The organism is Streptomyces justiciae (genome assembly GCF_015163075.1).
Taxonomy (GTDB): Bacteria; Actinomycetota; Actinomycetes; order Streptomycetales; family Streptomycetaceae; genus Streptomyces; species Streptomyces justiciae.
In genome coordinates this window covers 26,848-52,745 of record NZ_JADDXU010000006.1, presented here as the reverse complement: position 1 = coordinate 52,745, position 25,898 = coordinate 26,848, and the positions used below count along the sequence as shown (strand labels likewise).

At 72.0% G+C, this 25,898-nt stretch carries 20 protein-coding genes; 4 read left to right on the top strand and 16 right to left on the bottom strand.

Annotation, left to right across the window (positions count from 1 at the left end; translation table 11 throughout):
- Positions 1–9: 9 nt before the first annotated feature.
- On the bottom strand, positions 10–696 hold the full coding sequence (locus tag IQ210_RS18105) for a T6SS immunity protein Tdi1 domain-containing protein (protein WP_194080070.1): 687 nt from the start codon (positions 694–696) through the stop codon (positions 10–12).
- Positions 696–7,040, bottom strand: coding sequence for an RHS repeat-associated core domain-containing protein (locus IQ210_RS47910; RefSeq protein WP_194080069.1), 6,345 nt, complete (start codon positions 7,038–7,040; stop codon positions 696–698). Before IQ210_RS47910 ends, IQ210_RS18105 begins: the two co-directional genes overlap by 1 nt.
- Here IQ210_RS47910 and IQ210_RS48485 point away from each other — a divergent pair.
- Complete coding sequence (locus tag IQ210_RS48485; protein WP_407699707.1) at positions 7,039–7,218, top strand: trp operon leader peptide; 180 nt, start codon at positions 7,039–7,041, stop codon at positions 7,216–7,218. The genes IQ210_RS47910 and IQ210_RS48485 overlap by 2 nt on opposite strands.
- A gap of 100 nt (positions 7,219–7,318) precedes the next feature.
- Positions 7,319–9,199 (top strand): anthranilate synthase family protein, encoded by a 1,881-nt coding sequence (locus IQ210_RS18090; protein ID WP_194080067.1) that lies wholly within the window; start codon positions 7,319–7,321, stop codon positions 9,197–9,199.
- On the opposite strand, the gene IQ210_RS18085 is transcribed toward IQ210_RS18090, so the two are convergent.
- The 8 genes from IQ210_RS18085 to IQ210_RS18050 form a co-directional block, all read right to left on the bottom strand.
- A complete protein-coding gene (locus IQ210_RS18085) occupies positions 9,151–10,146 on the bottom strand; it encodes a 2-hydroxyacid dehydrogenase (RefSeq protein WP_194080066.1) in 996 nt (331 codons plus the stop codon). The two genes, IQ210_RS18090 and IQ210_RS18085, sit on opposite strands and share 49 nt — an antisense overlap.
- 49 nt (positions 10,147–10,195) lie before the next feature.
- Entirely contained in the window at positions 10,196–11,053 is an 858-nt protein-coding gene (locus IQ210_RS18080) for a hypothetical protein (RefSeq protein ID WP_194080065.1), read from the bottom strand.
- Positions 11,054–11,063: 10 nt separating this feature from the next.
- On the bottom strand, positions 11,064–11,405 hold the full coding sequence (locus IQ210_RS18075) for a hypothetical protein (RefSeq protein ID WP_194080064.1): 342 nt from the start codon (positions 11,403–11,405) through the stop codon (positions 11,064–11,066).
- 29 nt (positions 11,406–11,434) lie between these two features.
- Positions 11,435–15,127 carry a CHAT domain-containing protein gene (locus IQ210_RS18070; RefSeq protein WP_194080063.1) on the bottom strand — a complete coding sequence of 1,231 codons (3,693 nt, stop codon included), beginning with the start codon at positions 15,125–15,127 and terminating at the stop codon, positions 11,435–11,437.
- A gap of 91 nt (positions 15,128–15,218) precedes the next feature.
- Entirely contained in the window at positions 15,219–16,247 is a 1,029-nt protein-coding gene (locus tag IQ210_RS18065; protein WP_194080062.1) for a 6-phosphofructokinase, read from the bottom strand.
- Positions 16,248–16,400: 153 nt separating this feature from the next.
- Positions 16,401–17,078: a response regulator gene (locus IQ210_RS18060; RefSeq protein WP_194080061.1), complete on the bottom strand. Its 678-nt coding sequence runs from the start codon at positions 17,076–17,078 to the stop codon at positions 16,401–16,403.
- A complete protein-coding gene (gene macS / locus IQ210_RS18055) occupies positions 17,075–18,289 on the bottom strand; it encodes a MacS family sensor histidine kinase (protein ID WP_194080060.1) in 1,215 nt (404 codons plus the stop codon). The genes IQ210_RS18060 and macS overlap by 4 nt, the downstream gene beginning before the upstream one ends.
- Before the next feature lie 34 nt (positions 18,290–18,323).
- Positions 18,324–19,070, bottom strand: a complete 747-nt coding sequence (locus tag IQ210_RS18050) for a lysophospholipid acyltransferase family protein (protein WP_194080456.1) — start codon at positions 19,068–19,070, stop codon at positions 18,324–18,326.
- A gap of 169 nt (positions 19,071–19,239) precedes the next feature.
- Here IQ210_RS18050 and IQ210_RS18045 point away from each other — a divergent pair, with 169 nt between their 5' ends.
- Positions 19,240–20,022 carry an alpha/beta hydrolase gene (locus IQ210_RS18045; RefSeq protein ID WP_126271422.1) on the top strand — a complete coding sequence of 261 codons (783 nt, stop codon included), beginning with the start codon at positions 19,240–19,242 and terminating at the stop codon, positions 20,020–20,022.
- Positions 20,015–20,629: a hypothetical protein gene (locus IQ210_RS18040; RefSeq protein ID WP_194080059.1), complete on the top strand. Its 615-nt coding sequence runs from the start codon at positions 20,015–20,017 to the stop codon at positions 20,627–20,629. Before IQ210_RS18045 ends, IQ210_RS18040 begins: the two co-directional genes overlap by 8 nt.
- Here IQ210_RS18040 and IQ210_RS18035 read toward each other — a convergent pair.
- The 6 genes from IQ210_RS18035 to IQ210_RS18010 form a co-directional block, all read right to left on the bottom strand.
- On the bottom strand, positions 20,626–21,339 hold the full coding sequence (locus IQ210_RS18035) for an endonuclease/exonuclease/phosphatase family protein (RefSeq protein WP_194080058.1): 714 nt from the start codon (positions 21,337–21,339) through the stop codon (positions 20,626–20,628). The genes IQ210_RS18040 and IQ210_RS18035 overlap by 4 nt on opposite strands.
- A 143-nt stretch (positions 21,340–21,482) precedes the next feature.
- On the bottom strand, positions 21,483–22,436 hold the full coding sequence (locus IQ210_RS18030; RefSeq protein WP_194080057.1) for an ROK family glucokinase: 954 nt from the start codon (positions 22,434–22,436) through the stop codon (positions 21,483–21,485).
- 55 nt (positions 22,437–22,491) lie between these two features.
- On the bottom strand, positions 22,492–22,977 hold the full coding sequence (locus tag IQ210_RS18025; protein ID WP_194080056.1) for a DUF5304 domain-containing protein: 486 nt from the start codon (positions 22,975–22,977) through the stop codon (positions 22,492–22,494).
- Positions 22,978–23,034: 57 nt separating this feature from the next.
- The gene (locus tag IQ210_RS18020; protein ID WP_194080055.1) at positions 23,035–24,204 is read right to left on the bottom strand and encodes an ArsA family ATPase; all 1,170 of its coding nucleotides are present in this window, start codon (positions 24,202–24,204) and stop codon (positions 23,035–23,037) included.
- A gap of 34 nt (positions 24,205–24,238) precedes the next feature.
- Positions 24,239–24,682 (bottom strand): SRPBCC family protein, encoded by a 444-nt coding sequence (locus tag IQ210_RS18015; protein WP_194080054.1) that lies wholly within the window; start codon positions 24,680–24,682, stop codon positions 24,239–24,241.
- Positions 24,683–24,809: 127 nt separating this feature from the next.
- Complete coding sequence (locus tag IQ210_RS18010) at positions 24,810–25,607, bottom strand: metallophosphoesterase family protein (RefSeq protein WP_194080053.1); 798 nt, start codon at positions 25,605–25,607, stop codon at positions 24,810–24,812.
- Between the last annotated feature and the right edge of the window lie 291 nt (positions 25,608–25,898).

The window sequence follows — 25,898 nt, the reverse complement described above, 5'->3', positions numbered from 1 at the left end:
CGTACCTGGTCAGCGGTCGAAGCGGACGCGGAGCCGGGGTCGTCCCCGTTCGTCCGTATACGGTTCGACGCTCGTGGCGTCCCGGTCGGCGCCCTGCATCGCGGTGGCGATGTCCCCGGCGAAGGTCATGGCGACCGTCGCGGGCAGCAGCGTGATGTTCTCCACGTCCTCCTCGCCGCCGAGGGCGACGGAGGGGACGTAGGCCCAGTGCTGGTCGGGGGCGATCGGGCCGTGCCGGTGGACGGCCTCGACGACGAGGATGTCGTACGGCTCCTTGGCGTTGCGCAGCAGCTCGTCGGCGAAGAACGCCTCGAAGCTCGGCGCGATGACCTCGGGGCGCAGCAGGACGCCCTCCAGGAAGTGGACCTCCGGGGCCAGACCGCCGCCGGGGAGGCGGCGGTAGGCGTACGAGTCACCGAAGGCGGTCTCCCCGAAGATCACGAAGTCGTCGATCCGGTCGTCCCAGGCGAACCGCCAGGTGTCGTACGCGTTCCAGGCGGCCAGATCGAGGGCGTCCCCGCGGCCGATGCCCAGCAGTCTGAACGCGCCGTGGTGGACGGTGAATCCGTTGAAGCGGTCGAGCAGTGCGCGGTGAGCCTCGGGAAAGTGCTCGGCGGGTGTTCCCGTCGCCGCCGACGGACCGGGCGGGGGCCCGATGTGGTCGGCGAGCGACGGGAGTTCCTCGGCGTGCGGCATCACAGTGGCGGTCCTCCGTTGACCGTGAATCCTCGGAGCAGTACTCCGACCCGGGAGCCCAGTACACCACCCGCGATGCTGTTGGACTTGCCGGGCATGTCGAGCCAGCCGGCGGGCGGGTTGGCGGTGCCGGAGATCGCCGTGTCGGGGACGTGTCCGGCCTGGCCGGTGTACGGGGAGCCGGCCCGGGCGGCCCGCAGGCGCTCGGCGCGGGCCGCCGCGTTGGCGTCGGTGCGCAGCTGTCCTTGCGTGCTCTGGATGACCTTGGGGCCGTTCTTGGCCAGCCACTGGTTGGTGAGCTTGGCGTACTCGTGGATGGCGTCGATCTCGGCCTGGGTGGTCGCCTTGGTGAGCGGGATGTCGACGGTCTCGCCCTTCGGGGCGCCCCGCCCGGCGACCGCCTTGATCTTGTCGGCGACCGCCTTGCCGACCTCGGCGACCTTGGCGCCCGCGCGGGAGTTGGCGATGGCGCGTCCGGCGGTGGCGACCTTGCCGGTGACGGCGGAGGCGGCCTTGGAGCTGCCGGAGGCGACGGCCTTGCCCACGGCGGTCTTGGCGACGGCCCCGACGACCTTCGGCGCGACGGCCGCGACGCCCTTGCCGATGGCCCCGCCGAGCACCCCGGCGGCGGCACCGATGCCGACCCGGGTCGCGAACCCGCCGAGGGTGAAGTCGGTCTTGCCCTCGGCGACGTCCACCCCGTACCCGGCCGCCGCTCCCGCGGCACCGGCGGCGACGCCGGCGACGACCAGGCAGCCCACGCCGGTGGAGCACAGCGCGCCCACCGCGATGCCGACGCCGATGCCGACGGCGACGTCCGCGATCAGGCCCTTGTTCTCCTTGGCCCAGTCCCAGGCGGCGGAGGCGCCCTCCTTGACGGAGTTCCACGCGCTGGACAGCGACCACAGGCCGGTCGGGTCGACGTAGACGATCGGGTTGTTGCTGCCGTAGGCGTAGGGGTTGAGGGACTGGGTGGAGGAGCTGTCCACGGCCGGGTCGGTGGAGATGAAGCGGCCGAGACCGGAGTCGTAGTACCGGGCGCCGAGCGCGTTGAGCCCGGTCGTGGGGTCCTGGACCTTGCCCAGGAAGCCGTGGTCGGACGGTGGTGGCGCGGAGCCGTGCCGGATGTCTCCGTACGGGTTGTAGTAGGTCCGCGTCGCCAGCGAGGTGCCCTCGACGACCGCCACCTGCGCCGAGCCCTGGATGTCGTTCAGCTGCCAGACCAGGACGCCGGTCGGCTGGCGGACGGCGACGGCGATGCCGTCCTCGGTGTAGAAGCGGGTGCCCTTGGAGATGCCGAGGGCGGTGGTGATCTCCTGGCCCTCGATGTAGAGGGTGGCGACCCCGCCGGGCGTGATCCGTGCCATGCGGGTGCCGTCGGGGGCGTAGACGAAGTCGGTCTTCTCCAGGAGCGCCTTGGTGACCTGGGTCAGTTCCTGGTTGGCGTTCCATTCGTAGGTCGTCGGGACGAGGCCGTCGACCTTCTTCTTCAGGGCGCCGTTCGCGTCGTACTCGTACTTGCTCGCGCCCTGCTTGGTGACGGCGTGCGGGTGGTCGGGGTCGTCGTAGGCGTAGGTGTCGGTGTCCAGGAGGCTGCGCTGCGAGGCGATGTTGCCGTCGGCGGTGTAGGTCCAGGACTGGTTGAAGCCGGCCGGGCCGTCGTGGACGAGCTCGGAGTCGCTGTCGGAGCAGTCCGTCTCGTACGACGTCCAGGCGTGCGCGAGCCTCGCCAGGCCGTCGTAGGTGTAGCAGGTGGCGACGTCCTTGTGGCCCGACTTGTCGGTGACCGAGGTGAGGTTGCCGGCCCGGTCCCAGGCGTAGGTGTCGTCCTGCTTGGCCTCCCAGTCGCCGGTCAGGCCGGTCGTCAGGGTCTGGACGCGGGACAGGCGCTGGCTGTCGCTCTCGTACGCGTAGACGCGCCGCAGGTCGTGGTGCGGGTTGGCGTAGTCGCGGGAGGCCAGCTTGCCGTCGGCGGCGAAGCCGGTGCCGGAGACGTACGGGACGGTGACGTCCTTGCCGGTCAGCGGGTCCTTCTGGACGCCGGTGAGGGTGTCCGGGTTGCCCTGGGCGTCGTAGCTGGTGGTGATCTTCTCGCGCGGGGCGCCGATGACGGCGTCCTCGTACGCGATGCTCACCGTGTGGTCGGCGTCGTCGTAGCCGTAGTCGACGCTGTACGACGTCCGGTGCAGGGAGCCGCCGAGTCCGGCCGGGAAGGTCCAGGTGCGGCCGGTGGCACGGCCCCGCTTGTCGTAGCCGTCGACGGCGATCGTGTAGTCCTTGCCGTCCCGGTGGGTGGTCATCGTGGCGGGCCGGCCGACGCCGTTGGTGAGGTCGGCGGAGTCGTAGGTCCAACTCGCCGTCTTCTCCGTCCCGTTGTACCGGGCGACGGGACGGTCCAGCTCGTCGTACTCGGTCCGCAGGGACGGAGTGTCACCGGCCTTCGCGTCCCATACGGCCGTGGCGTTGCCGTTGGCGTCGTACTCCGTGCGGGACTTGCCGGCGTCCGGGTCGTCGCCGGTGATGCGGCGGCCGAGGAGGTCGTAGGTGCTGGAGGAGGTGTGGCCGGACGGGTCGGTGACCGAGGAGACCTGGTCGGCCGGGGTGTAGGCGTAGACGGTCGCCTGTTTCGGGTCGCTGCCCTCCTGCTGGCGGATCTGGCGGCTGCGGGCGTCGGTCCACACGGTGGTGACGGTGCCGCCGGGCGGCGGGGTGGAGCGGACGTGGTCGCCGTAGTAGGCGATGCTCGTCGCCCACAGCTCCTTGCCGTCGCCGTAGCGGGCGGACCGGACGACGCGGCTCATGGAGTCGTAGGAGCGCCGGGTCTCGTCGACCTGGTCGCCGGGGACGGTCAGCAGCGCGCTGCCGGACTCCCCCGCCGCGACCACGGGCAGCGACTCGGCGGCGATGTTGCCGATGTCGTCGTAGCGGGTGTCGATGACGACGGTCTTCTGGTCGTCGCCGGTCGAGGCGGGCGAGACCTCCTGGCTCTGCCGGTCCCGGCCGAGCGAGTCCAGGTACTTCCAGTTGGTCAAGTAGGTGTCGCCGGACTGGAGTTGACGGGTGGTCACCAGCGGAGGCCGGCGGTGTTCCGGGTCCAGGAAGTACGCGTACGTCTGCGCGGCCGGGTCACCCTCGGCCTGGTCGGCCTCGTGGACGGAGACGATCCGGCCGAGCTGGTCGTAGCCGTTGCGCTTGGTGTTGCCGTTGGCGTCCTTCACCGCGACCGGCAGCTGCCGGTCCGGTTCGAGGGTGGTGACCTCGGTCTGGCCGAGGGCGTTCGTCTCGGTGACCGTGGCCGGGCGGCCGGTGGCGGGGGCATAGGCGGTGCGATCGGTGTTGCCCCGCCCGTCCGTTTCGGTGAGCGTGCGGCCGTAGGCGTCGAAGGTCGCGGAGGTGGTGACGGTGTCGGAGACGGCGTCCGGGCCGCTCGCGGTCACCGCGGCGACCGAGCGCGTGATGTCGCCCTTGGTGACGGCACCGCCCAGCTGAGCCGAGCCGTCGTAGTACTGGTCCTTGCCGTTGACCAGCGCCTTCGGGTCGGCGCAGGTGCCGGAGTAGGCCCGCACCCGGTACGGGAAGGCGAGCATCCAGCCGTCGAGGGTGGCGGCCGAGCGGTCGTACGACGTCTTGGTGCAGCGCACGTCGTCGCCGGCCGTGTCGAGGACCTCGGTGACCTGGCCGTAGGTGTCGTACGTCGTCTTCAGGCTGGTCGTACGGCTGCTGCGGCCGCCCGCGTCGGCGGTGACCGTCTCGCGCGTGATCGACTCGTCCTCGACGACCAGGTGGGCGTCCTTGTCCGGGTCGGTCTCACCCTCCTTCGCCGGGGTGGTGTGGGCGGAGGTGTAGCCGTGGAGGGTGCCGCCGAGCTCGTAGGCGATCGCGCCGGACGCGTCGACCTGGAACTGTTGGCTCTCGCGCTCCTTGCCGCGCAAGTACGGAAGATCCTTGAGGGAGTTGCCCTGCGAGTCGGTGACCTCGACGGACTTGTGGGAGCCGTCGGCCTTGGAGTCGCCGTCCATGCCGCGGAAGTGCAGGGTGCGGGTGATCTGGGCGGCGCGGCTGGTGGCCTCGCCCCGGTAGTCGGGGTCGGTCATCTTGGCCACGTCGACGCTGCCGTAGCCGCGCCAGTCGCTCCAGGAGCGGCGCTCGGCCTTGGTGACCGGGTCGTCGTCGTGGTGCCAGGCGGGCGTGGACCGGTAGCGGTACTCGGTGGTCTGCGGGGGTGAACCGCCGCCGTTGTCACGGACGGTGACCTTGGTGGTGAGGTACTTGTGCCAGACGCCGAAGCCGGAGGAGTCGCCGTTGGTGCGCCAACCCGGGAAGCAGTCCTGGGTGTTGGAGTCGAAGCGGCCCTCGGGCAGGTCGTCGACCGGGCACGGGTTGGGCTGACCGTAGGTCACGTCGACCCGGCGGCCCAGCTCGTCGACGAACTCGGAGATCCGCAGCTTGCGCATCTCCGGGGCGCCCGCCTCCGGGTCGGCGTCGGCGCGGTTGGCGTACTCCTTGCCGGTGAACTCCACGGCGGGCAGCTTGAGTTCGCCGTCCCCGGCGAGACCGGTCTGCTGCACCTTGGACAGCCACAGCATGGCGCTGGTGCCGTCGGAGGGCTCAGGGTAGTCGTAGGTGAAGTCGAGACGGTCCACGTCGGTCCAGCCGCCATCGGCATTGGAGCGCTGGGCGGTGACGCTCCTCAACAGGCTCTCGGTGAAGAACGTCGGCGATTTCTGGTCCTCGCCCGTGCAGTCGCCGCTCGCGCACAGGGAGTCGAGGGGCGCGTCCGGATACGAGCCGGCGTGGTCCGCGTCGAAGGCCGGGCAGTCGCCGCTGCCGTCGGCGGCCTCGACGCAGCGCAGGCCGGTCGTGAAGTGCAGCCGGGCCGGGGCCTGTTGGTCCTCGGCGCCGGAGCGCTGCGAGTAGACGATGTCCTTGAGGTGGCCGCCACGGACGTACGAGGTCGACTTGTCCGGGTCGCCGTTGCGGGCGTAGCGGTTGGTCTCCCGCTCGTAGAAGTACGTGTTGGAGTTGCCGTGCGCGTCCACGACCCCGTCGAGGTTCCAGCGCCAGGCCTGGGTGCAGTACGAGTCCTCGACGCTGCCCGCGTGACAGGGTTCGCCCTCGTCGTCGCCGAAGACGGGAACCGTGTAGACGGAGTCGGTGGCGGTGCCGGTGGTGGCCTGTTTACCGCGGCCGAAGGTGTACTGGGTGCCCTGCGGGGTGGTCACGACCCAGTACTCGCCGTTGTCGTCACCGTTGTCGGCACCGGTCTTGCGCTGGATGCGCCAGCCCGGGTCCTCCTGGGCGCGCCAGCTGTCGCCGCCCGCGGCCGTGTCCTTGACCAGCGAGGACGAGGTGCCCTGGAGGGAGATGCGGTACTCGTCGCCCGCCCAGCACAGGTCGCCGGTGTCGCCGCCGTCGTCGGCGCAGCCGTTGTAGCGGCGCTCGATGTAGGGCAGGGCGAGGTCCCAGCCCTGGCCCACCCAGGACGGCTGGTTGTTCTCGGCGGCCACCATGCCGTCCACGGCCTGCGAGGAGTAGCCGAGGCTGATGTCGGGGGCGTCGCCCGCGATCGCGGGGACCTGCGGGAGCGGCAACGACCAGGAGAAGTCACCGGAGTTGAGGCCGACCTGCCACTTGCTGGACGAGGCGAGCGTGGTGGCGGTGGCGGAACCCGTCTCGCCGTTCGGGGCGGCGGCGACCACGAACACCGTGTCCGGATCGGCGGCCACCTCGGCGGAGAGCGTGTGGGTGGTGAGGTCGATGCGGCTCTTGACCGGGGCGCTCTGCTCGCACTTCGCGGCGCGGGGCGTGCTGAGCGCGCACGCGGGCTTGGCGACGAGCCGGAGGCGGGTCTCGAAGTCGGCGCCGAAGGCCTGGCGGAATCCGGAGGTGTCGACACGGACGCCGACGCGGTCGGCGGGGTCGGCGGCTTCGAGGGTGAACGCGGTGGCGTGGCCGCCGAGTTGGCGGGCCTTGGCATTGCCGTACGCCTTGACCTCGACCGTTTCGGGAGCGGCGCTGCGGCTGCGGGGCGCGGTCACCGCTACGGCGGTGTCGGCGGCGCGGGCGGGTTCGGTGCCGACGGTGACGGTGTCCTCGCCGGCGTCGGGCCAGTCGACCTTCGCGGCCTTGGCGGCGGCGAGGGGTCTGCCCTGGGGGTCGACGGGTCTGGTGTCCAGGCGGGCGCCGGCCGGTAACTCGGTGCGGTCGATCGTGGTGACGGATCTGTCCGCGTCGGCGATCGAGGTGGTCTGCCCCGATGCGGCCTGGGCGATCGCCGGCTGTAAGCCCGAAAGGCCCATCGCCAGGACGACCGCCGCGACGCAGGATGTCCGGAAGCGCTTCATGAGTCCCCCTCCACCCGTGAGGCCTCAAGCGTCACGGCGGGGCATGAGCACGTCAATGTACAAGCTGAGACATTCCTGTGAAGGGACCGTGGGGCAGGGAGCGTGGTGTAGGGTCCCTGGCATGTTCGCGCACTCGACCCAGAACTGGTGGTGGACCGCTCATCCGGCGGCCCACTGACTGCGCGTACGCAAGACTTCGCGAAGGCCGCCCGAGGGGCGGCCTTCGGCGTTTCCGGGGTCGTTCCTCACCATCGACGTCATCGACAGCCGAGGAACCCATGGACCTGACACAGCTCGTGCACGACGACCGCCCGTTCGCCCTGCTGCGCCGCCGCACGCCGGGCCATGACGAGAACACCGTCGAGGTGTTCCTCGGCCCGGTCTCCTCCTGCGACCGCCTCGCCGACCTCCCCGACGAGGGCCTCGCCCTCGTCCCCTTCCGGCAGATCCGCGAGCGCGGCTTCGATGTGCGGGACGACGGGACACCGCTGACCGTGCTGGTCCCCGAGGAGACCCACACGCTGGCCCTGCCGGACGCCCTCGCCCAGCTCCCCGCCCATGACGTCCGCGTCGACAACGGCGGCTTCGACGTTGCCGACGAGGAGTACGGCGAGATCGTCGGCCGGGTGCTGCGGGAGGAGATCGGGCGGGGCGAGGGCGCGAACTTCGTGATCCGGCGGACCTACGAGGGCGAGATCCCGGGGTTCTCCCGCACGGACGCGCTCGCCCTGTTCCGGCGGCTCCTCGTGGGCGAGCGGGGCGCCTACTGGACCTTCGTCGTCCACACCGGCGACCGCACGCTCGTCGGCGCCAGTCCCGAGGTGCACGTGCGGATGTCCGGCGGCACGGTCGTGATGAACCCGATCAGCGGGACGTACCGCTATCCCGCCGAGGGCCCCACCCCCGAGCACCTGCTCGACTTCCTCGCCGACGGCAAGGAGATCGAGGAGCTGTCGATGGTCGTCGACGAGGAGCTCAAGATGATGTGCACGGTCGGCGACATGGGCGGCGTGGTGATCGGGCCGCGCCTGAAGGAGATGGCCCACCTCGCGCACACCGAGTACGAGCTGCGCGGCAAGTCCTCGCTGGACGTCCGGGAGGTGCTGAAGGAGACCATGTTCGCGGCGACCGTCACCGGGTCGCCGGTGCAGAACGCGTGCCGGGTCATCGAGCGGCACGAGGTCGGCGGGCGCGCCTACTACGCGGGAGCGCTGGCCCTGCTCGGGAAGGACTCCGGCGGCGCCCAGACCCTTGACTCCCCCATCCTGATCCGCACCGCCGACATCTCCGCCGACGGACGCCTCCGGGTCCCGGTCGGCGCGACCCTCGTCCGCGGCTCGGACCCGGCGAGCGAGGTGGCCGAGACGCATGCGAAGGCGGCGGGGGTGCTGGCGGCGCTGGGCGTACGACCGTCACGGCCGCGCGCGGAGGAGGCGCGCCCGAGGCTGGCCGACGACCCCCGGGTGCGGGCCGCGCTCGACGGGCGCCGGTCGTCCCTCGCGCCGTTCTGGCTGCGGATGCAGGAGCGGTCGGAGGAGCTGGAGGGCCACGCCCTCGTCGTCGACGGCGAGGACACCTTCACGGCGATGCTCGCGCACGTCCTGCGCTCCAGCGGGCTGGAGGTGACCGTCCGGCGCTACGACGAGCCCGGCCTGCGCGAGGCGGTCCTCGCCCACGAGGGCCCGATCGTTCTCGGCCCCGGCCCTGGCGACCCCTCCGACCTGACCGACCCGAAGATGCGCTTCCTGCGCGACCTCGCCGCCCACGTCATCCGGGAGCACCGGCACGGCGTGCTCGGCGTCTGCCTCGGCCACGAGCTGATCGCGGCGGAGCTGGGCCTGGAGATCCTACGGAAGGAGGTGCCGTACCAGGGGGCGCAGACGACCGTCGATCTGTTCGGGCGGGAGGAGACCGTCGGCTTCTACAACAGCTTCGTGGCGCGCTGCGACGACGAGACGGCGGCCGAGCTGGCCGCCCACGAGGTCGAGGTGAGCCGGAGCGGTTCGTACGAGGTGCATGCGCTGCGCGGACCGGGCTTCGCGGGCGTGCAGTTCCACCCGGAGTCGGTGCTGACACTGAACGGGGCGGCGATCGTACGGGAGTTGACGGCTCAGCTGCGCGGCACGAGCACGTTCTCCGAGCGGCGGCCGGCCTTGTAGTCGAGGACGTTCCGCACCGTGGCGTCGACGATCTGACCGACGGCGTCCTCGGTGTAGTACGCCTGGTGGGACGTGACCAGGACATTCGGGAAGGTGACCAGGCGGGCCAGCGTGTCGTCCTCGATGGCCTCCAGGGACTTGTCGAGGAAGAACAGGCCCGCCTCCGCCTCGTACACGTCGAGGCCGACGCCCGCGAAGCGGCCCGCGCGCAGCTCGGTGACGAGCGCCGCGGTGTCGATGAGGCCGCCGCGGCTGGAGTTGACCAGGACCGCGTCGTCCCGCATCGCCCTGAGGGCGGCCGCGTCGATGAGGTGCTTGGTCTCCGGCATGAGCGGGACGTGCAGGGTGACCAGGTCGGACTCGGCGAGGAGCTGCTCCTTGGGGACGTACTTCATGCCGAGTTCCAGACAGGCGGGGTTCTCGGCGACGTCCCAGCCGAGCAGCTTCATGCCGAAGCCGTGGGCGATCCGGGTGAAGGCCTCGCCGATCTTGCCGGTGCCGAGGACGCCCGCGGTGCGGCCGTGCATGTCGCGGCCCATCAGGCCGTCGAGGCGGAAGTCGAAGTCGCGGGTGCGGGTGGAGGCGCGGACGATCCGCCGGTTGACGGCCATGGCGAGGGCCCAGGCGAACTCGGCGACCGAGTACGGCGAGTAGTACGAGACACGGGCCACCGTCATGCCGAGCCGTTCGGCGACCTTGAGGTCGATGTTGTTGAAGCCGGTGGAGCGCTGGGCGATCATCCGGGTGCCCCCGGCGGCGAGGACCTCCAGGACGCGGGGGCCGAGCTCGGCGTTGACGCTGGTGGAGATGACCTCGTACCCGGCCGCGATGGGGGCGGTGTCCTCGTTGAGGAAGACATCCAGGCAGCGGACCTCGTGATGGCCCCGGAAGGCGTGCTCGATCAGGGGCTTCTCGTCGGCCTGGACACCGAAGGCGAGGATCTCCACAGCGGCTCCCGTTCTGGTGGGGTATGGCCGAATATACGTCCGGAGGGGCTCAGAGACCTCTGCGGAGCCGCTCCGTGAGCGCCCGGCCCTGCTGCGGGGACGGGCGGGGTTCGGCGAGGCGGCTGTGCAGACGGTCCAGATGCAGATCGACGGTGGCCTCGACGAGCTCGGCGTAGACCTCGGCGGTGAGGGTGGCGCGGCGCCGGGAGACGAGCGCGGTGACCAGCGCGATCAGCGCCGCGGGCCACCAGTACAGGGCGAGCGGCAGATACAGCACCGCCCAGCCGCCGAGTGTGAACGCCGTGTCGAGGCGGGTGCGGGCCTCGGTGAGGGCGTCGCGGGTCGGGGTGGGGAGCAGGAGCCAGAGGCGGGGCCAGACGGTGGCCAGGTCGATGCCGTACTCCTGGCGGAGACGGACGGCGGGGGCGCGGAGGCGGTCGCCGAGGCGGGTGGGGTGCTCGGGCGGGATGAGGGAGAGGGCGTTGCGCCGGGCGGCCCGCTCCGGGTCGCGGTGCTCACGGTAGGCGGCGTCCTCGGCGGCCCAGTCGTCGGCGCGGCGGAGGGTCCGGCGGGCGGACAGGCCCGCGAAGGGGCGCGGCCAGGGGCCGCAGAGGGCGCGCTCGACCGGGCCGGCCAGCGCCTGCGCCAGCACACCGAGCGCCGCCGAGACCGGTACGGCGGCCAGGACCAGCAGGATCGCCCGCACCACGAGGGCGTCCTGGCGGCCGGGGTCCCCCTCGGTGAGCGCGGTGAAGCCGTCCCACAGCTCACGCCGGTCGTGCCAGTCGCTCTGCCCCAGTCTGACCGCCGCGGCGGCGACCAGGACATAGGCCAGCCCCGGCAGGACCAGCAGCGTGAACCAGCGCTCGGCCAGCTTCCGGCCCAGCTCGGCGAGGAACCCGGTCACCGGCCGGTCCTCAGGCGTCCGGTACGAAGGTCAGGACGCGTTCGTGGACGAGGCACTCGGGTGGGCCGTCACCGGCGTACCGCTGCTCGACGCGGTGGCAGGCGCCCACGGGGCAGAGGTAGGCGCCGGGGACGGGTGGTCCGTGGGTGGCGACCGGGGGCGGGGCGTTCCGGCCGCGCAGCGGCTCGGTGACGCTGACCGGGAGGGCGGCCATGACCTCGCCGATGGCCGCCCCCTCACGCAACCGTCGTACCGCCTGTTCCAGGGCCGCGCGCCGGGGCCCGCTGAAGAGCCGCAAGGCCGCCAACTCCCGGCAGAATTCAGCGTGCAGATCACTGTCGGCTGGTTCCACGGGACCGATCGTAGAGCCGCTCAGGCCTCTCACGCCCCCGAATGCACATGCGCGGCCCAGCTCAACGGCTGCCCCGGATGCCGCTCCCGCAGCCGTCGTACGGCGTGATGGAGGGCCCGCGCGGCAGGCGGCGCCCCTGGACCCGCGACGGCCAGCCGACCGTAGACCTGTGCGGCGATCTCCGCGGACGAGTCGTCGTCCACCCGCCACAACGTGCCGATCACCTGGGAGAACCCGGCGAGTTGGAGCGAGCCCGCGAGATGCAGCGCCTCGTCGGGCAGCCGGGTACCGCCGACGGCGGTCTCGCAGGCCGAGAGGTAGGCGAACTCGGCGGCGGGCAGGTGGAGTCGGGTGACGTCGAGGACGGAGAGGGCGCCGCCAGGGAGCAACAGCCGTCCCTGTGAGGGCTGTTCGGGGTCCTGGACGCCATGGCAGGCGAAGTGCACCCAGGGGTGGGCGTGCAGCGCGTCGCGTACGGCGTCGGCGCGTGCCCCCGCTCCCCGCACCAGCTCGCCGCCGACCGCCCGGTGCGCCAGCTCGGCCTCCCGCAGGGCGCCGGGCAGCGGTGCCTGGCCGGCCAGGTCGGGGACGGCGACGATCAGCGGGTCGCGGTCCCCGGCGGCTGCCTTCTCCCGCGCCCGCAGCAGGGCCGCGAGGCTCGGGGTGTACGAGGAGACGACCCGGTCGGGCACGGCGCCCGCGGCGTGCCAGGGGAGGAAGGTCAGTGGCCCGGAAGGGCACCACCACAGTCGGGGCGGCTCCGCGCCGGGCGGGGGCGGGCCGGTGATGCCGAGGGTGTCGAGGACGGGCTCGGCGACCGTGGTCCACAGCCACTCCAGGAGGTCCCCGACGAACTGTTCGGCGAAGGCGCGGGCCAGCCCGGAGCGTCCGGCGGCGGCGACCGCCTGGAACAGCAACTCGCTGCGCTCCCGGGCCTCTTGGTGGGTGAGGCCGGGCAGCGGGCAGACCTTGAGGCCGGTGCCGTCGAGGAGCAGGGCGTGCCCGGTGCCCTCCTCGCCGACCGTGAGGACCACGACGGGGCCGTGGGCGCCCGCCGACGCCAGTTGCCCGGCACCGGGCGGACGCAGGAAGTCCGCGAAGCCGTCCCGGGAGCGGATCTCGCCCAGGGTCTCCTGCCACACGCGGGCCAGCCGGTGGCGGCGGTCGGCGCCGGGTGCGGAGAGGTCGTCGGCGACCCGTTCCAGCTCCGCGCGCAACTGGGTGAAACGGGCGCCCAGTTCGGGGTGGGCGACGGTCAGGTCCTCGGCGTCGGTGCGCAGTTCGAGGGCCTGGGCGGCGAGCACGCCTCGGCCCGCCTCCAGCAGCTCCAGGGCGTCGTGCGGTTTCCCGGCGGCCAGTGCGACCGTGGCGGCGAACGAGCCCAACTCGGTGCCGCTGAGGGCCTGTTCGTGGTCCGAGCGGTCGCCGCCGCGCCACACGACCAGCGGGAGCGTGTCGATCGCGTCGCGCATCGCGGCCAGCGCCCGCTCCCCCTCCCCGAGGGCGTGCGCCACGCCCGCCAGCCGCAGCGAGGCCGCGACCCGGACGCTCGGGGACAGGGCCGGGTCGGCGGCGAGTTCAGAGTTGACGGCGAGCGCCTGCTCGCGGATCTCGTCGTAGCCGCCGTCCGCCTCGGAGATGTCCGCCAGCACCCAGGACAGGGCGCCCAGCGCGCCGCCGCGCAGCGGATGCCCGGCCGGCATGAGGCGCACGCACTTGAGGGCGGCCGCGAGCGCGATGTCGAGGTCCTCGCGGTCCCGGGTGCGCCGGTGGCGTTCGCGCAGCGCGTGCGCCAGGTTGCCGTAGAGGGCGGCGCGGCGCAGCACGTCCGAGGGCGGGTCCGCGAGGGCTCGCTCGAAGTGGGCCACGGCGGTCTCGACGACGTCGGCGTCGGCGCTGGGCAGGCTGATGCGGGCGAGCAGGAGGCTGCCCTGCGCGCCCTCCAGATGGTGCCGACCGTGATGGTCGGGCCGTAGGACTCCGAGGGCACGCTTCACCAGCTGCTGGGCGCGGACCAGTTCGGTGCGGTCCTTGGTGCGGCGGGCGTACTCGATCATCAGGGTGGTGAGGTTGTCGAGGACGACCGGGGTCTCCGCCTCGAACTTGGGGAGATCCGCGACCAGTTCCTCGGCCACGTCGATGGCCTCGCGCAGGGCGGCGAGGTGCCCGGTGCGGGTGTGCCGCTCGGCGAGGACCATGATCAGGCTGTTGCGCAGGCCCATCAGGTCCTCCCTGTGCGTGTCCGTGCCGGACAGGGTGTCGAAGGCCCGGCGGCTGTGATCCACGGCCTCGTCGAGCACGGCCAGGTCGTAGCCGAAGCGGTAGCGGTGCACCAGCACCGTGGCGAGCAGGGACAGGCCGCGGGCCCGGTCGATGGCGGAGTCGGCGACGGCCACGGCCCGGCGGGCGGCCTCCTCGGCGGGGCCGAAGTCGGGTTCGGTCTCGCGCTCGGCGCGGGCCAGCCGCAGCGTGCACAGGCCGCGCTGGGCCGAGGAGTCGTCGGCGTGCGGGCCGCCCGGCGAGACGAGCGGGGTGACGACGGCGAGGGCGCGGGTGATCACCTCCGCCTCGCCGGTCTCCCGGAACTCGTGCGCCGTGGCGGTGCAGTACGAGCTCACGGCCTCGGCCGAAACGTCCGGCCCGGTCAGGCCTTCGCCCATGAGCTCCAGCGCGCGGCGCCGGTCCGCGCTGTCGCCGCGCATCTGGTAGCGGTACTGGAGGTGGCGGCCGAGGTCGGCGGCGAAGCGGCGCGGCTCGGCGGCGTACAGCTTCTCGTAGACCTGGACGGCCTCGTGGAGGATGTCCAGGTCGCGGCGGCGGGCGAAGCGCTGGGCGAGCAGGCCCGCGAAGGTCGGCTCCATGCCCTCCCGGTGGGCGGCGAACCGCGGGTGGCGGAAGATCTCGCGCTGCAACTCAAGGGCCTCGTCGAGGAGTTCGACGTTCTTCGTCTCGTGGACGGTGGCGGTGATGAAGGCGCCCACGGCCGTCATGGCGTGCGCCAGCCACTGGGGGCTGTCGGGGTCGAGTTCGGCGAGGGCGGTCCGCACGAGGGCGGGCACGCCGGCCATGCCGGAGGCGTCCCGCAGGCGGGCGCAGCGTTGTGACAGCAGCCGGGCGAGTGCGGCGGCCCACTCGGCCGCCGGGTCCCTCGGTGTGCGCAGCTCGTAGGCCGTGCGGACGTGGGCGATCGCCGTCTCCTCGTCGGCGGGGTCCTCGCTCTCCTTGAACCGCAGCGCCGCGATGTCCGAGAGGAACGCGAGCATCCGCGGCCGGCGCGGGTCGTCGACGGCCGAGCCGCCCAGGCAACGGGTGCCGCAGAGCAGGGCGGCGTCCACGCACCAGCGACGCAGGTGATGCGGGGTGCTCTCGTCCTTGACGAGCTGGAAGAAGCGGACGGCCATCTGGGCCGCCAAGTTCACGCCGTCGACGTCGAGAGGTGCCGTCGGGTCGATCAGCGGGCGCAGTGCGGCGGGCGTGGCCGCCGGATTCATGCGGTGGCCCCGGGCGACGGCGAGGACGATCACCGCCGTCTCGGGTGGATTCTCGCCGGCACCGTACGAACGCCCGGCCGCCGCCAGCAGTTGGCCGACCCCTCGCAGTTCGTCCCCCGTGGACAGCGGCACCGGCGTGCCGTCCCGGAACGCGGGCCAGACGGCGGCGAGGACGTCGTCGTACCGCTCGAGGAGGGCCCGTAACTCCCGTGCGCTCCACCACCCGACCATCCGGTCTCCCCTGTGCCGTCCGTGACGCCGCCACGGCAACCGTGACGGCGTCCGGGCCCAGAGGTCAACTCGCCTTGTGGAAACGGGGCGTTCAGCCGAAGAACACCCCGACCTCCGCGTACAGCTCCGGGTCGACCGTCTTCAGCTTGGCCGTGGCGTCCGAGATCGGCACGCGCACGATGTCGGTGCCGCGCAGCGCGACCATCTTCCCGAAGTCGCCGTCCCGCACCGCCTCGATGGCGTGCAGCCCGAAGCGGGTGGCGAGCCAGCGGTCGAAGGCGCTGGGGGTGCCCCCGCGCTGGATGTGCCCCAGCACGGTGGTCCGGGCCTCCTTGCCGGTCCGCTTCTCGATCTCCTTGCCGAGCCACTCGCCGACCCCGGACAGCCGGACGTGCCCGAAGGAGTCCAGCGACTCGTCCTTGAGGACCATGTCGCCGTCCTTCGGCATGGCCCCCTCGGCGACGACGACGATCGGGGCGTACGACGCCTTGAAGCGGGAGGTGATCCAGGCGCACACCTGGTCGACGTCGAAGCGCTGCTCGGGGATGAGGATGACGTTGGCGCCGCCGGCGAGGCCGGAGTGCAGGGCGATCCAGCCGGCGTGCCGGCCCATCACCTCGCAGACCAGGACGCGCATGTGGGACTCGGCGGTGGTGTGCAGCCGGTCGATGGCCTCGGTGGCGATGCCGACCGCGGTGTCGAAGCCGAAGGTGTAGTCGGTGGCGGACAGGTCGTTGTCGATGGTCTTCGGTACGCCGACGACGGGGACGCCGTACTCGTCGGTGAGGCGTGCGGCCACGCCCAGGGTGTCCTCGCCGCCGATCGCGATCATCGCGTCGACCTCCAGCTTGGCGAGGTTGTCCTTGATCCGGCGGATGCCGTTCTCCTGCTTCAGGGGGTTCGTCCGCGAGGAGCCGAGGATGGTGCCGCCGCGGGGCAGGATGCCGCGCACGGCGGGGATGTCGAGGCGGACGGTGTCGCCCTCCAGGGGCCCGCGCCAGCCGTCCCGGAAGCCGACGAAGTCATAGCCGTACTCCTGCACGCCCTTGCGGACGATGCCCCGGATGACGGCGTTGAGCCCGGGGCAGTCGCCGCCTCCGGTCAGTACTCCGACCCGCATGGAAATGTCCCTTCGCCGCGGTTGCCTGGTGTAGGCCACGCTAATGGTGATCCAGGTCACACAGGGATGGGCAGGAAGGGCAATTCCGGTGAATCAGCGAGCGGTTGGTTTACTCGTCGGCTGGTTTTCTCGTCGGCAGAACCGATGGTCTGTCTACTCGTCGTCCAGGCCGCGCTCTATCGCGTACCTGACCAGCTCCACCCTGTTGTGCAGCTGGAGCTTGCCGAGGGTGTTCTGGACGTGGTTCTGGACCGTGCGGTGGGAGATGACCAGGCGCTCGGCGATCTGCTTGTAGCTCAGGCCCTTGGCGACGAGGCGCAGCACCTCGGTCTCGCGGTCGGTGAGTTCGGGCGCCTTGGGCTGGTCGGTGTCGGCGGCGGGCGCGGGCTCGGAGGCGAGGCGGCGGTACTCGCCGAGGACGAGACCGGCGAGGCCGGGGGTGAACACCGGGTCGCCGACCGCCGTCCGGCGCACCGCGTCGAGCAGCTCCTCCGTGGACGCCGACTTCAGCAGATAGCCGGTCGCGCCCGACTTCACCGCCTCCAGCACGTCCGCGTGCTCGCCGCTGGCGGACAGCACCAGGACCCGCAACGCCGGGTTGTGGCCGACGAGTTCCTTGCAGACCTGGACGCCGGGCTTGAGCGGCAGGTTCAGGTCGAGCACGAGCACATCGGGCCCGGCCGCCTTGGCGCGGCGTACCGCCTGGTCGCCGTCGCCCGCGGTGGCCACCACCTCGAAGCCGGACTCGCCCAGGTCGCGGGCGACCGCGTCGCGCCACATCGGGTGGTCGTCGACCACCATCACCTTGATCGGGCCCTGCTGCTCACTCATCGCTGTCCTGCCTTCCCCCGTGAAGCCTTCGGTACCTTCAGTTCGACCTCCGTGCCCTGCCCGGGCACCGAGATCAGCTCGGCGCTGCCGCCGAGGTCGCGCAGCCGCCCCCGGATCGAGAGGGCCACCCCCATCCGCCCCTCGCCCTCGGCCTGGGCGAGCCGCCCCTCGGGGATGCCGGGCCCGTCGTCCCGTACGGTCACGATCACCTCGTCGGGCTCGTCCTCGACCAGGATCCACGCGCGCGCCTGCTCCCCCGCATGCTTCCGTACGTTGTCCAGGGTGGCCCCCACCGCGGCGGCCAGCTCCCTCGCGGCGGCCGGGGGCAGCTCCACCGGAGCACCGGGCTCGGCGAAGCTGACCTTGGCGGCGGCGAACGGGGCGAGCAGCGTGCGCAGATCGACGGGGCCCTCGGGATCGGGCTCGTCGACGGCCCGTACGACCGCCCCCTGGGCCGCGTCCTCGGACGCCCAGGAGACCCGCGTCAGCCCGCCGGAGACCAGGGTGCGCAGCGCGACCTCCTGCTCGCCCGCCATCCGGCCCAACTCGGCCGCCTCGCCGCCGAGGACGGCACCGCGCCGCTGCACCATGGCCAGCACCTGGAGCACGCTGTCGTGGATGTCCCGGGCCAGCCGCTCCCGCTCCCTGGTCGCCGCCTCGATCTCCAGCGCGCGGGCGAGGGTGCGCTCGGAGGCGCGGGCGACCTCGACGACGTAGCCGATGGCGATGGAGGCGACCCAGACCAGGATCACGTTGTGGATGGTGTCCCGGGCCGGGGCGCCGCGCTCGATGAGGTTGGCGACGGCGACCGGCGTGGAGGCGAACGCGGCCCAGCGCCAGCCGCCCTTGATGGCGAACGCGAGGACCGATCCGGCCGTCCATATCGACGGCAGGGTGGGCCCGCCGCTGTCGATGTGCGCGTCGTTGACCACCAGCGGGGTGAGCACGATGCCGGTTAGCGCGATGGTCAGGTCCGCGGCGAGGAAGCGCTTGGTGCAGGCCGCCTCGTTCTGGACGCGGGGCAGCGTGGCGAGCGTCCATGCGCACAGGACGACGAAGTAGCCGATGGCGATGCCCGGGCGGTCGTAGTCGTCGTACTGCGTGGCGAACAGGCCCACCGCGTACAGCATGGTCAGCACCCGGTAGCCGGTGAGCGCACGCCACAACGGCAGCTCGACCGACATCCTCATGACACGCTCACGCCTGGCCACGTCCCCCACCCCCCACACACCCGATGTCCCGTTGTCAGGACTCGGCGCGTTCCTTCTCAGCCTGTGCGACGGCGGCCTTCGCCGCCTTCTCGGCTTCCTTCTGGGCCTTGGCCGCCTCCGCGATCTGCCGCTTGGCGGCGGTCGCGTAGATGTCGACGTACTCCTGGCCGGAGAGCTTCATGATCTCGTACATGACCTCGTCGGTCACCGCGCGGAGCACGAACCGGTCGTGCTCCATGCCGTGGTACCGGCTGAAGTCCAGCGGCTTGCCGATGCGGATGCCCGGCCGCATGATCTTGGGCATCACCTTGCCAGGCGGCTGGATCTTCTCCGTGTCGATCATGGCGACCGGGATGACCGGCGCGCCGGTGGCGAGCGCCACGCGCGCGAGGCCGCCCGGCTTGCCCCGGTAGAGGCGGCCGTCGGGCGAGCGGGTGCCCTCCGGGTAGATCCCGAACAGCTCACCGCGCTCCAGGACCTCGATACCGCTCTTGATGGCCGCCTCGCCCGCGCCGCGCGCGCCGGAGCGGTCCACGGGCAGCTGGCCGACGCCCTTGAAGAAGGCGGCCGTCAGGCGGCCCTTCACGCCGGGCGTGGTGAAGTACTCGGCCTTCGCGATGAAGGTGACCTTGCGGTCGAGGACCGCGGGCAGGAAGAAGGAGTCCGAGAAGGAGAGGTGGTTGCTCGCCAGGATCGCGGGGCCCTCGGCCGGAATGTTCTCGGCGCCCTCCACCCAGGGCCTGAAGGCGACCTTCAGCGGCCCTCCGATGGCGACCTTCATCGTTCCGTACAACAACCGAGTGCCTCCTGTGTCTGTCGATCAGACCTTAACCCGGAGCACCGTCAAAGGACCCGACGACCCTGGTCGGTGTCAGTGCGGTCGCGTACGGTGAAGTACCTGCGCACGACCCCATGAACACGCAACCGACCCCATGAACAGGAGACCGAAGGTGCCGGTCCTCCCTGGAGCCGAGCCGTTCCGCCATGAGGGCGGGGAGACGGGTGTCCTCCTCTGCCACGGTTTCACCGGTTCCCCGCAGTCGCTGCGCCCCTGGGCGGAGCACCTCGCCGAGCGCGGCCTGACGGTGTCGCTGCCCCTGCTGCCGGGCCACGGCACCCGTTGGGAGGACATGCAGCTCACCGGCTGGCAGGACTGGTACGCCGAGGTGGACCGCGAACTGCGCGCCCTCACCGAGCGCTGTGCCGACGTGTTCGTGGCCGGCCTGTCGATGGGCGGCGCGCTGGCGCTGCGGCTGGCGGCGAAGCACGGCGACGCGGTGCGGGGCGTGCTGGTCGTCAACCCGGCGAACCGTATGCACGGCCTCGCGCCGTACGCCCTTCCGGTGGCCCGTCATCTCCTGCGGTCGACGCCGGGCATCGCCGACGACATCGCCAAGGAGGGCCGGCACGAGCTGGGCTACGACCGGGTGCCGCTGCACGCCGCGCACTCCCTGCGGGCCTTCTTCCGGCTGGTCGACGGCGAGTTGCCGCAGGTCACCCAGCCGCTGTTGCTGCTGCGCAGCGCCGAGGACCATGTCGTGCCCGCGGCGGACTCCGCGCGCGTGCTGAGCCGGGTGTCGTCGACGGACGTGACGGAGATCGTGCTGGAACAGAGCTATCACGTGGCGACGTTGGACCATGACGCGGAGCGGATCTTCGAGGAGAGCTCCGCGTTCATCGGCCGGCTCGCCGCCGGCTCCGGCAGCAAGGAAGGGACGGCCGTACGTGGCTGAGTACGACTCGGACCGCGAGGACCGGGAGAACCGCGACGACCGCGAGGACCGCGACGGTCTCGGCCCGGAGGAGCAGCACGTCCCCTTCGACGAGGCCGCCGCCTGGGAGGCGATCGTCGCCGGGTACGGCGAGGAGCCGCCGGACCCGCCGGGCGCCAAGCCGTTCAAGTCGGTGGAGGACCTGGCCCTGCTGACCAACGACACCGACACGGACGCGTCCGCCGCGGAGTCGCCGAAGGCGGACGAGAAGCCCGCGCCGGCCAAGCCGCTGGGCAGCTCCGTCGCCTTCGCGCCCGGCGTCGGCCCGCGCGACTACACGGCGCCGGAGCCGACGGAGGACGACTTCGACGAGGACGACGAGGGCCACTTCGTCCCGCCGGAGCCGCCCCCACTGCCGGACGCCGACACCACGGCCAAGTTCGCCTGGCTCGCGGTGCTGGGCGGCCCGCTGCTCCTGCTGCTGGCGATACTGCTCCGCTGGGACATGACCTGGTGGCTCGCCACGATCGGGATCGGCGGCTTCCTGGGCGGGTTCGCGACGCTGGTGATGCGGATGCGGACGGACGAGGACGAGGACGACGACCCCGGGCGCGGTGCGGTCGTCTAGTCGGCAGGGACTTTGAGGGTGGCCAGGACCGGGAGGTGGTCGGTGGCCGCCCTCAGGTCTGTCTCGGGGAGGTGCGCCGGCACCCCGCAGCCGAGCACCTCGATGCCCTTCGTCGCGAAGATGGCGTCGATGCGCTGGTGCGGCTCGCTGTGGGTCCAGGTGTGCTCGCCGCCCTCGGGGGCCACCGCCCAGCAGTCCTGGAGGTTCTCGGCGAGGCGGCGGAACGTACGGCCGCCGGGGCGTTCGTTGAGGTCGCCGCCCGCGACGGCGTGTTCCACGCCCATGCCGGCGAGGCGGTCGAGGAGCATGCCGGCCTGCTCGTAGCGCTCGTCCTTCTGGAGGCTGAGGTGACAGCTGAGTACGCCGAGGCGGGCGTTGCCGAACCGGACGACGGCGGTCGCGAAGCCTCGGCGGTGCTGGCCGGGGGTGAGCGGGAGGAGGACGTCCTCGGTGCGCTCCACGGTGGCGCGGAGGTCGCACAGGATGGCCGGACCCGCGGCGGTCGCGCCGCCGGTGAGGATGACGAGGTCGGCTGCGCGGGCCAGGCGGGCGAGTTTCTTGCGCCAGCGGAAGAAGCGGGGGGCTTCTTGGACGAGGACGAGGTCGGGGGCGCAGGCCTTGATGACTCGGGCGAGGGCGGCGGTGTCGTCGCGGAGTGAGCGGACGTTGTAGCTGAGGACTCGGACGAGGGCTGAATCGTCAGGTGCCATGTCGTTGATTTTTGCGCCCAATAGCTCGGGGCGCGAGGTGTATGTGCGCGACTGGCCCGCCGTCGTGGCTTGTCGCGCCCACGCGGCGGAGCCGCATATTTACACAGCCCCGCGCCCCCAAGAGCCTTCCCCCGGCCCCCCGATTACATGATCGGGTCGGGTTCCCGTGCCAGGTCCGCCGCTCCGACCATCCCCGCCTTGTTGCCCAGCTGAGCCGCGATCACATCCGCCACCGGGCGCCAGTTGCCGCCCACCAGCCAGCGCTTGTACGACTTGCGGATGGGGTCGAGGACCAGTTCGCCCTCGTCGGAGAGGCCGCCGCCGACGATGAAGGCGGACGGGTCGAAGAGGGAGGCCAGGTCGGCGAGGCCGGCGCCGGCCCAGCGGGCCAGCTCGCGGTAGGAGTCGACGGCGACCGGGTCGCCCTGCCGGGCGGCGACGGAGATGTGCTTGCCCTCGATGCCCTCGGGGGTGCCGTCGCCGAGGGCGAGCAGCACCTCGGCGCGCTCGGGGGTGGCGTTGGCGCGCTGCTTGGCGTACCGCACGAGGGCGCGGCCGGAGGCGTACTGCTCCCAGCAGCCCTGCGAGCCACAGCCGCACAGCAGGCCGTCCGGCACCATGCGGATGTGGCCGAACTCGGCGGCGACGCCGAAGTGGCCGCGGCGCAGCTTGTTGCCGATGATGATGCCGCCGCCGAGGCCGGTGCCGAGCGTGATGCAGATGACGTTGCGGTGGCCCTTGCCGGCGCCGAATTTGTACTCGCCCCAAGCGGCCGCGTTGGCGTCGTTCTCCACGACGACAGGGAGGCCGACGCGGGCCTCGACCTTGTCCTTCAGCGGCTCGTTGCGCCAGTCGATGTTGGGCGCGAAGTAGACCTCGGAGCGCTGCCGGTTGACGTAACCGGCGGCTCCGATGCCCACGCCGACGATCTCGTGACCTGCGCGTGCGCCCTCGACGGCGGAGGCGATGGCGTCCACGATGCCCTCGGGCGTGCCCGGGGTCGGCACCTTGAAGGTCGAGAGGATGTTGCCTTCCTCATCGACCACGCCGGCCGCGATCTTCGTGCCGCCGATGTCGACGCCGATGGTGAGTCCCATGAATCCCTCAGTTTCGGTCGAGCCCCGCTACGGCCCACCGTACCTGAGCCCACCTCTAGTCCAGGTCGATGCGCTCCCCCGGACCGGCCTCCTCGCCGCCCTCCCGGGGCTTGGTGTCCCGTTGGGTCCAGCGCTGTTCCTGGGCCTGGACCGCGGAGCGGTAGGCGGCCAGCAGTTCGTTGCCGGCGGCTGCCAGGTGGTCGAAGACGTCCGGGTTGCGTTCGATGACGGGCTCGACGGCGGCCTTGGCCTGCTGGACGACCTGCTGCACCACCTGCTGGGCGGCCGGTCCGGCGACCGCCCCGAACAGCGGCGACTGGATCGACGACAGCTTGTCGCTGACGGCGTCGACGAGCTTGCGCAGTTCCTCCGCGGCCGAGCCGGGCGGCGGACCGTAACTGGCGCGGCGACGGGCCTTCTCCGCCGCGAGATCCTCGGCGCACGCCGTCGCCCACGCGTCGGCGTCGGTGGCCCGCACCTCATCCGCAGCCTCGGCCTCGCGCTCCGAAGCGGCGTCTGACGGGCGGAGCTCTTCGCTCATGACGGACTCCTGACTGCGTTTCGTCCCTACGACGTTACCCGAACGGCCGCACCGGATTCACCGGGTCTGCGGCCAGAGATCCGGGTCCGGCGCGAACCGGACACGCAGCTCCCCGTCCCGCAGCGCGGCCCCGGCGACGGTGCACCGGCGCAGCGCGGACGGCAGCGGCACGATCCGCCGGAACTGCCCTGCAGCGACGACGAGTTCGTCCCCTCGCCGGATGAGGTCCAGCGCGTCGCGTATGGCGCCGGGGAGCGGCACGTGCCACACCAGCACGCCGTCCTCGGCCAGCCGGTCGACGACCGGCCACTCGACACACGACGAGGCCTCCGGCGCCCCGGGCACCGCGAGTGCGTCGAGGTCGTCGAGGCCGCGCGGGTCCCGTCCGGGGTGGGCGATCTCCACGACCTCGTACGACTCCCGCCACTCCTCCAGCGTCTTGCGCTGCTGGGCGACGGGCCCGGCGAGCCAGCTGTCGGCGGGCGCGTCGGGAAGGACCCGGTTGGCGATCAGGTGCTCGGGCCGCAGCCCGCGCAGGGCGAGCCCGAGGCCGGCGTCGCGCACGGCGTCGGCGCCGGCGGGACCCGGTTCGGCGACGAGCCGTACGACGGTCTTCCGGTCGGCGATGACGGCCTCGACGGCGGCGAGTTCCAGGTCCCAGCGCGCGGTGGTCTCGTACAGCCACTCCGAGGGCATCGGCACCCCGGCCAGCCGTCCGAGCACGGGCCTGAGCGCCCGCGCGGCCTGCCGTTCGGGCGGCAGCAGTCGGCGCAGATAGCGGCGCAGTTCCTCGGGGAGGGCGAGGAGGGCGAGGGCCTGCGGGGTGGGCGGGAGGTCCACGACGAGCAGGTCGTGGCGTTCGGAGAGGGCCGCGTCCCGGAGGGCCCGCAGGAGGGTGAGCTCCTCGGCGCCGGGCAGCGGGGTGACCTCTTCGGGGTCGAGGCGGGAGGCGCCGAGCAGGTCGAGGACGGAGGAGGCGCGCTCCTGGAAGCCGGCGAGGTCGTCCCGGAACCCGGCGGTCGCGTCGGGCCGCCAGGCGGTGAGTCCCTCCCGGACCTCGACGGGCACCGGCCCCGTGGCCACACCCAGGACCGCGCCGAGGGTGTCGGTCCGGTCGCCGCTGAGGAGGAGGGTCCGGTCACCCGCGCGTGTGGCGGCGAGTGCGGTGGCGGCGGCAAGGGTCGTACGACCGCTGCCGCCGGGACCGGTGATCAGGAGGGTGCGCATGGGAGTGAACGGTAGATCCCCCCGCGGCGAATCCCTACTTCGCCCCGGACTCCACCCGCTTCTTCAGCCCGGCGAGCGCCCGGTCGATGATGACCTTCTCGGCCTTGCGCTTGATCATCCCCAGCATCGGGATCTTGACGTCGACGGTCAGGACGTAGGTGACCTCGGTGGAACCCGCGCCGGTGGCCTTGAGGAGGTACGACCCGTCGAGCTGGCGCAGCATCTGGGACTTCACCAGCGTCCAGGAGACCTCGTTCTCGCCGGTCCAGGTGTAGCCGAGCACCTGGTCGTCCTTGATGGCGCCGGCGTCCATGACGAGCCGTACCTGCTCGGCGCGGCCGGCGGCGTCCGTCGCGAGGACCTCCGCCTGCTTCACCTCGCCGGTCCAGTCCGGGTAGCGGGCGAAGTCGGCGATCACCGCCATGACGTCGGCCGGTGCCGCCTCGATCGTGATGCTCGAGCTGGTGTGTTCCGCCATCGCCGTGGCTCCTCCAGATGCGGGCCGGTAGGTCATGAAGCGTGCGCACGTGTGTGCAGCGTGAAGGCTACCGCGCACGTGAGCGGCCGACTTCACCGCCCGTCACCATTCGGGCTTCACCGACCGCTCACCATTCGAGCGCCCACGGCCGGCCGCTCCCCGCGAAGTGTCCGACGTTGACGCACTCGGTCGCCCCGATGCGCATCCGGCGCACGAGCGGCTGGTGGACATGACCGAACAGCGCGTACCGGGGCCGGGTGCGCCGGATCGCGTCCAGCAGCGCCCGGCTCCCCCGCTCGAAGCGGCGCGCGACGGTGTCGTAGACCAGTTCGGGCACCTCGGGCGGGATGTGGGTGCACAGCACGTCGACCTCGCCGACCGCCTCGATCTTCGCCGCGTACTCCTCGTCGCTGATCTCGTACGGCGTGCGCATGGGGGTGCGCAGGCCGCCGCCGACGAAGCCGAAGACCCGGCCGCCGATCTCCACGCGCTCGCCGTCGAGGACCGTGGTGCCCGGTCCGGCGTACTCCGCCCACAGCGGCGGCATGTCGACATTGCCGTAGGTGGCGTACGTCGGTGTCGGGAACGCGGCGAACATCTCGGCGTACTGCTTGCGTACGGCCTTCTCGATGGCGCTCGCCCGGTCCGTACCGATCCCGGCCCACAGGCGGGCGCCGAACTCGCGGGCCTCCTCGAAGCGGCGGGCGGTGCGCAGTTCGACGATGCGGTCGGCGTTCTCGGTGCCGAACAGGTCGGGGAAGATGCCGCGGGAGTGGTCGGCGTAGTCGAGGAAGAGGACCAGGTCACCCAGGCAGATCAGGGCGTCCGCGCCCTCGCCGGCGCTGGCCAGGTCACGGGCGTTGCCGTGCACGTCGCTGACCACATGTACGCGTGTCCTGCGGTTTCCGGGTGGTGAGGGTGCCATGGCGATCAAGGGTAGGCGTGTGCGGCATACGTGAACAGTGGCGGCCGGACCTGCGGTTACTGGCCAGTCATCAAATGCCTCGACTACTGTGCGCTGAGAAACACCAATCCGTGTGACGCAGCGAACATCTCGCCGGGACCCCCTGTCGGAGACGCCATACCGGCGGGTAACGTCCGGGCAGTCCAGTCGTGCTCGGGATTTCAACATGTGAATCCCTGAGCACCTGCCCGAGCCTTGGACCGCACCGTCGCATCGCACAACGTCGTGGCGCCGGCGCCTTATTAGGAGCAG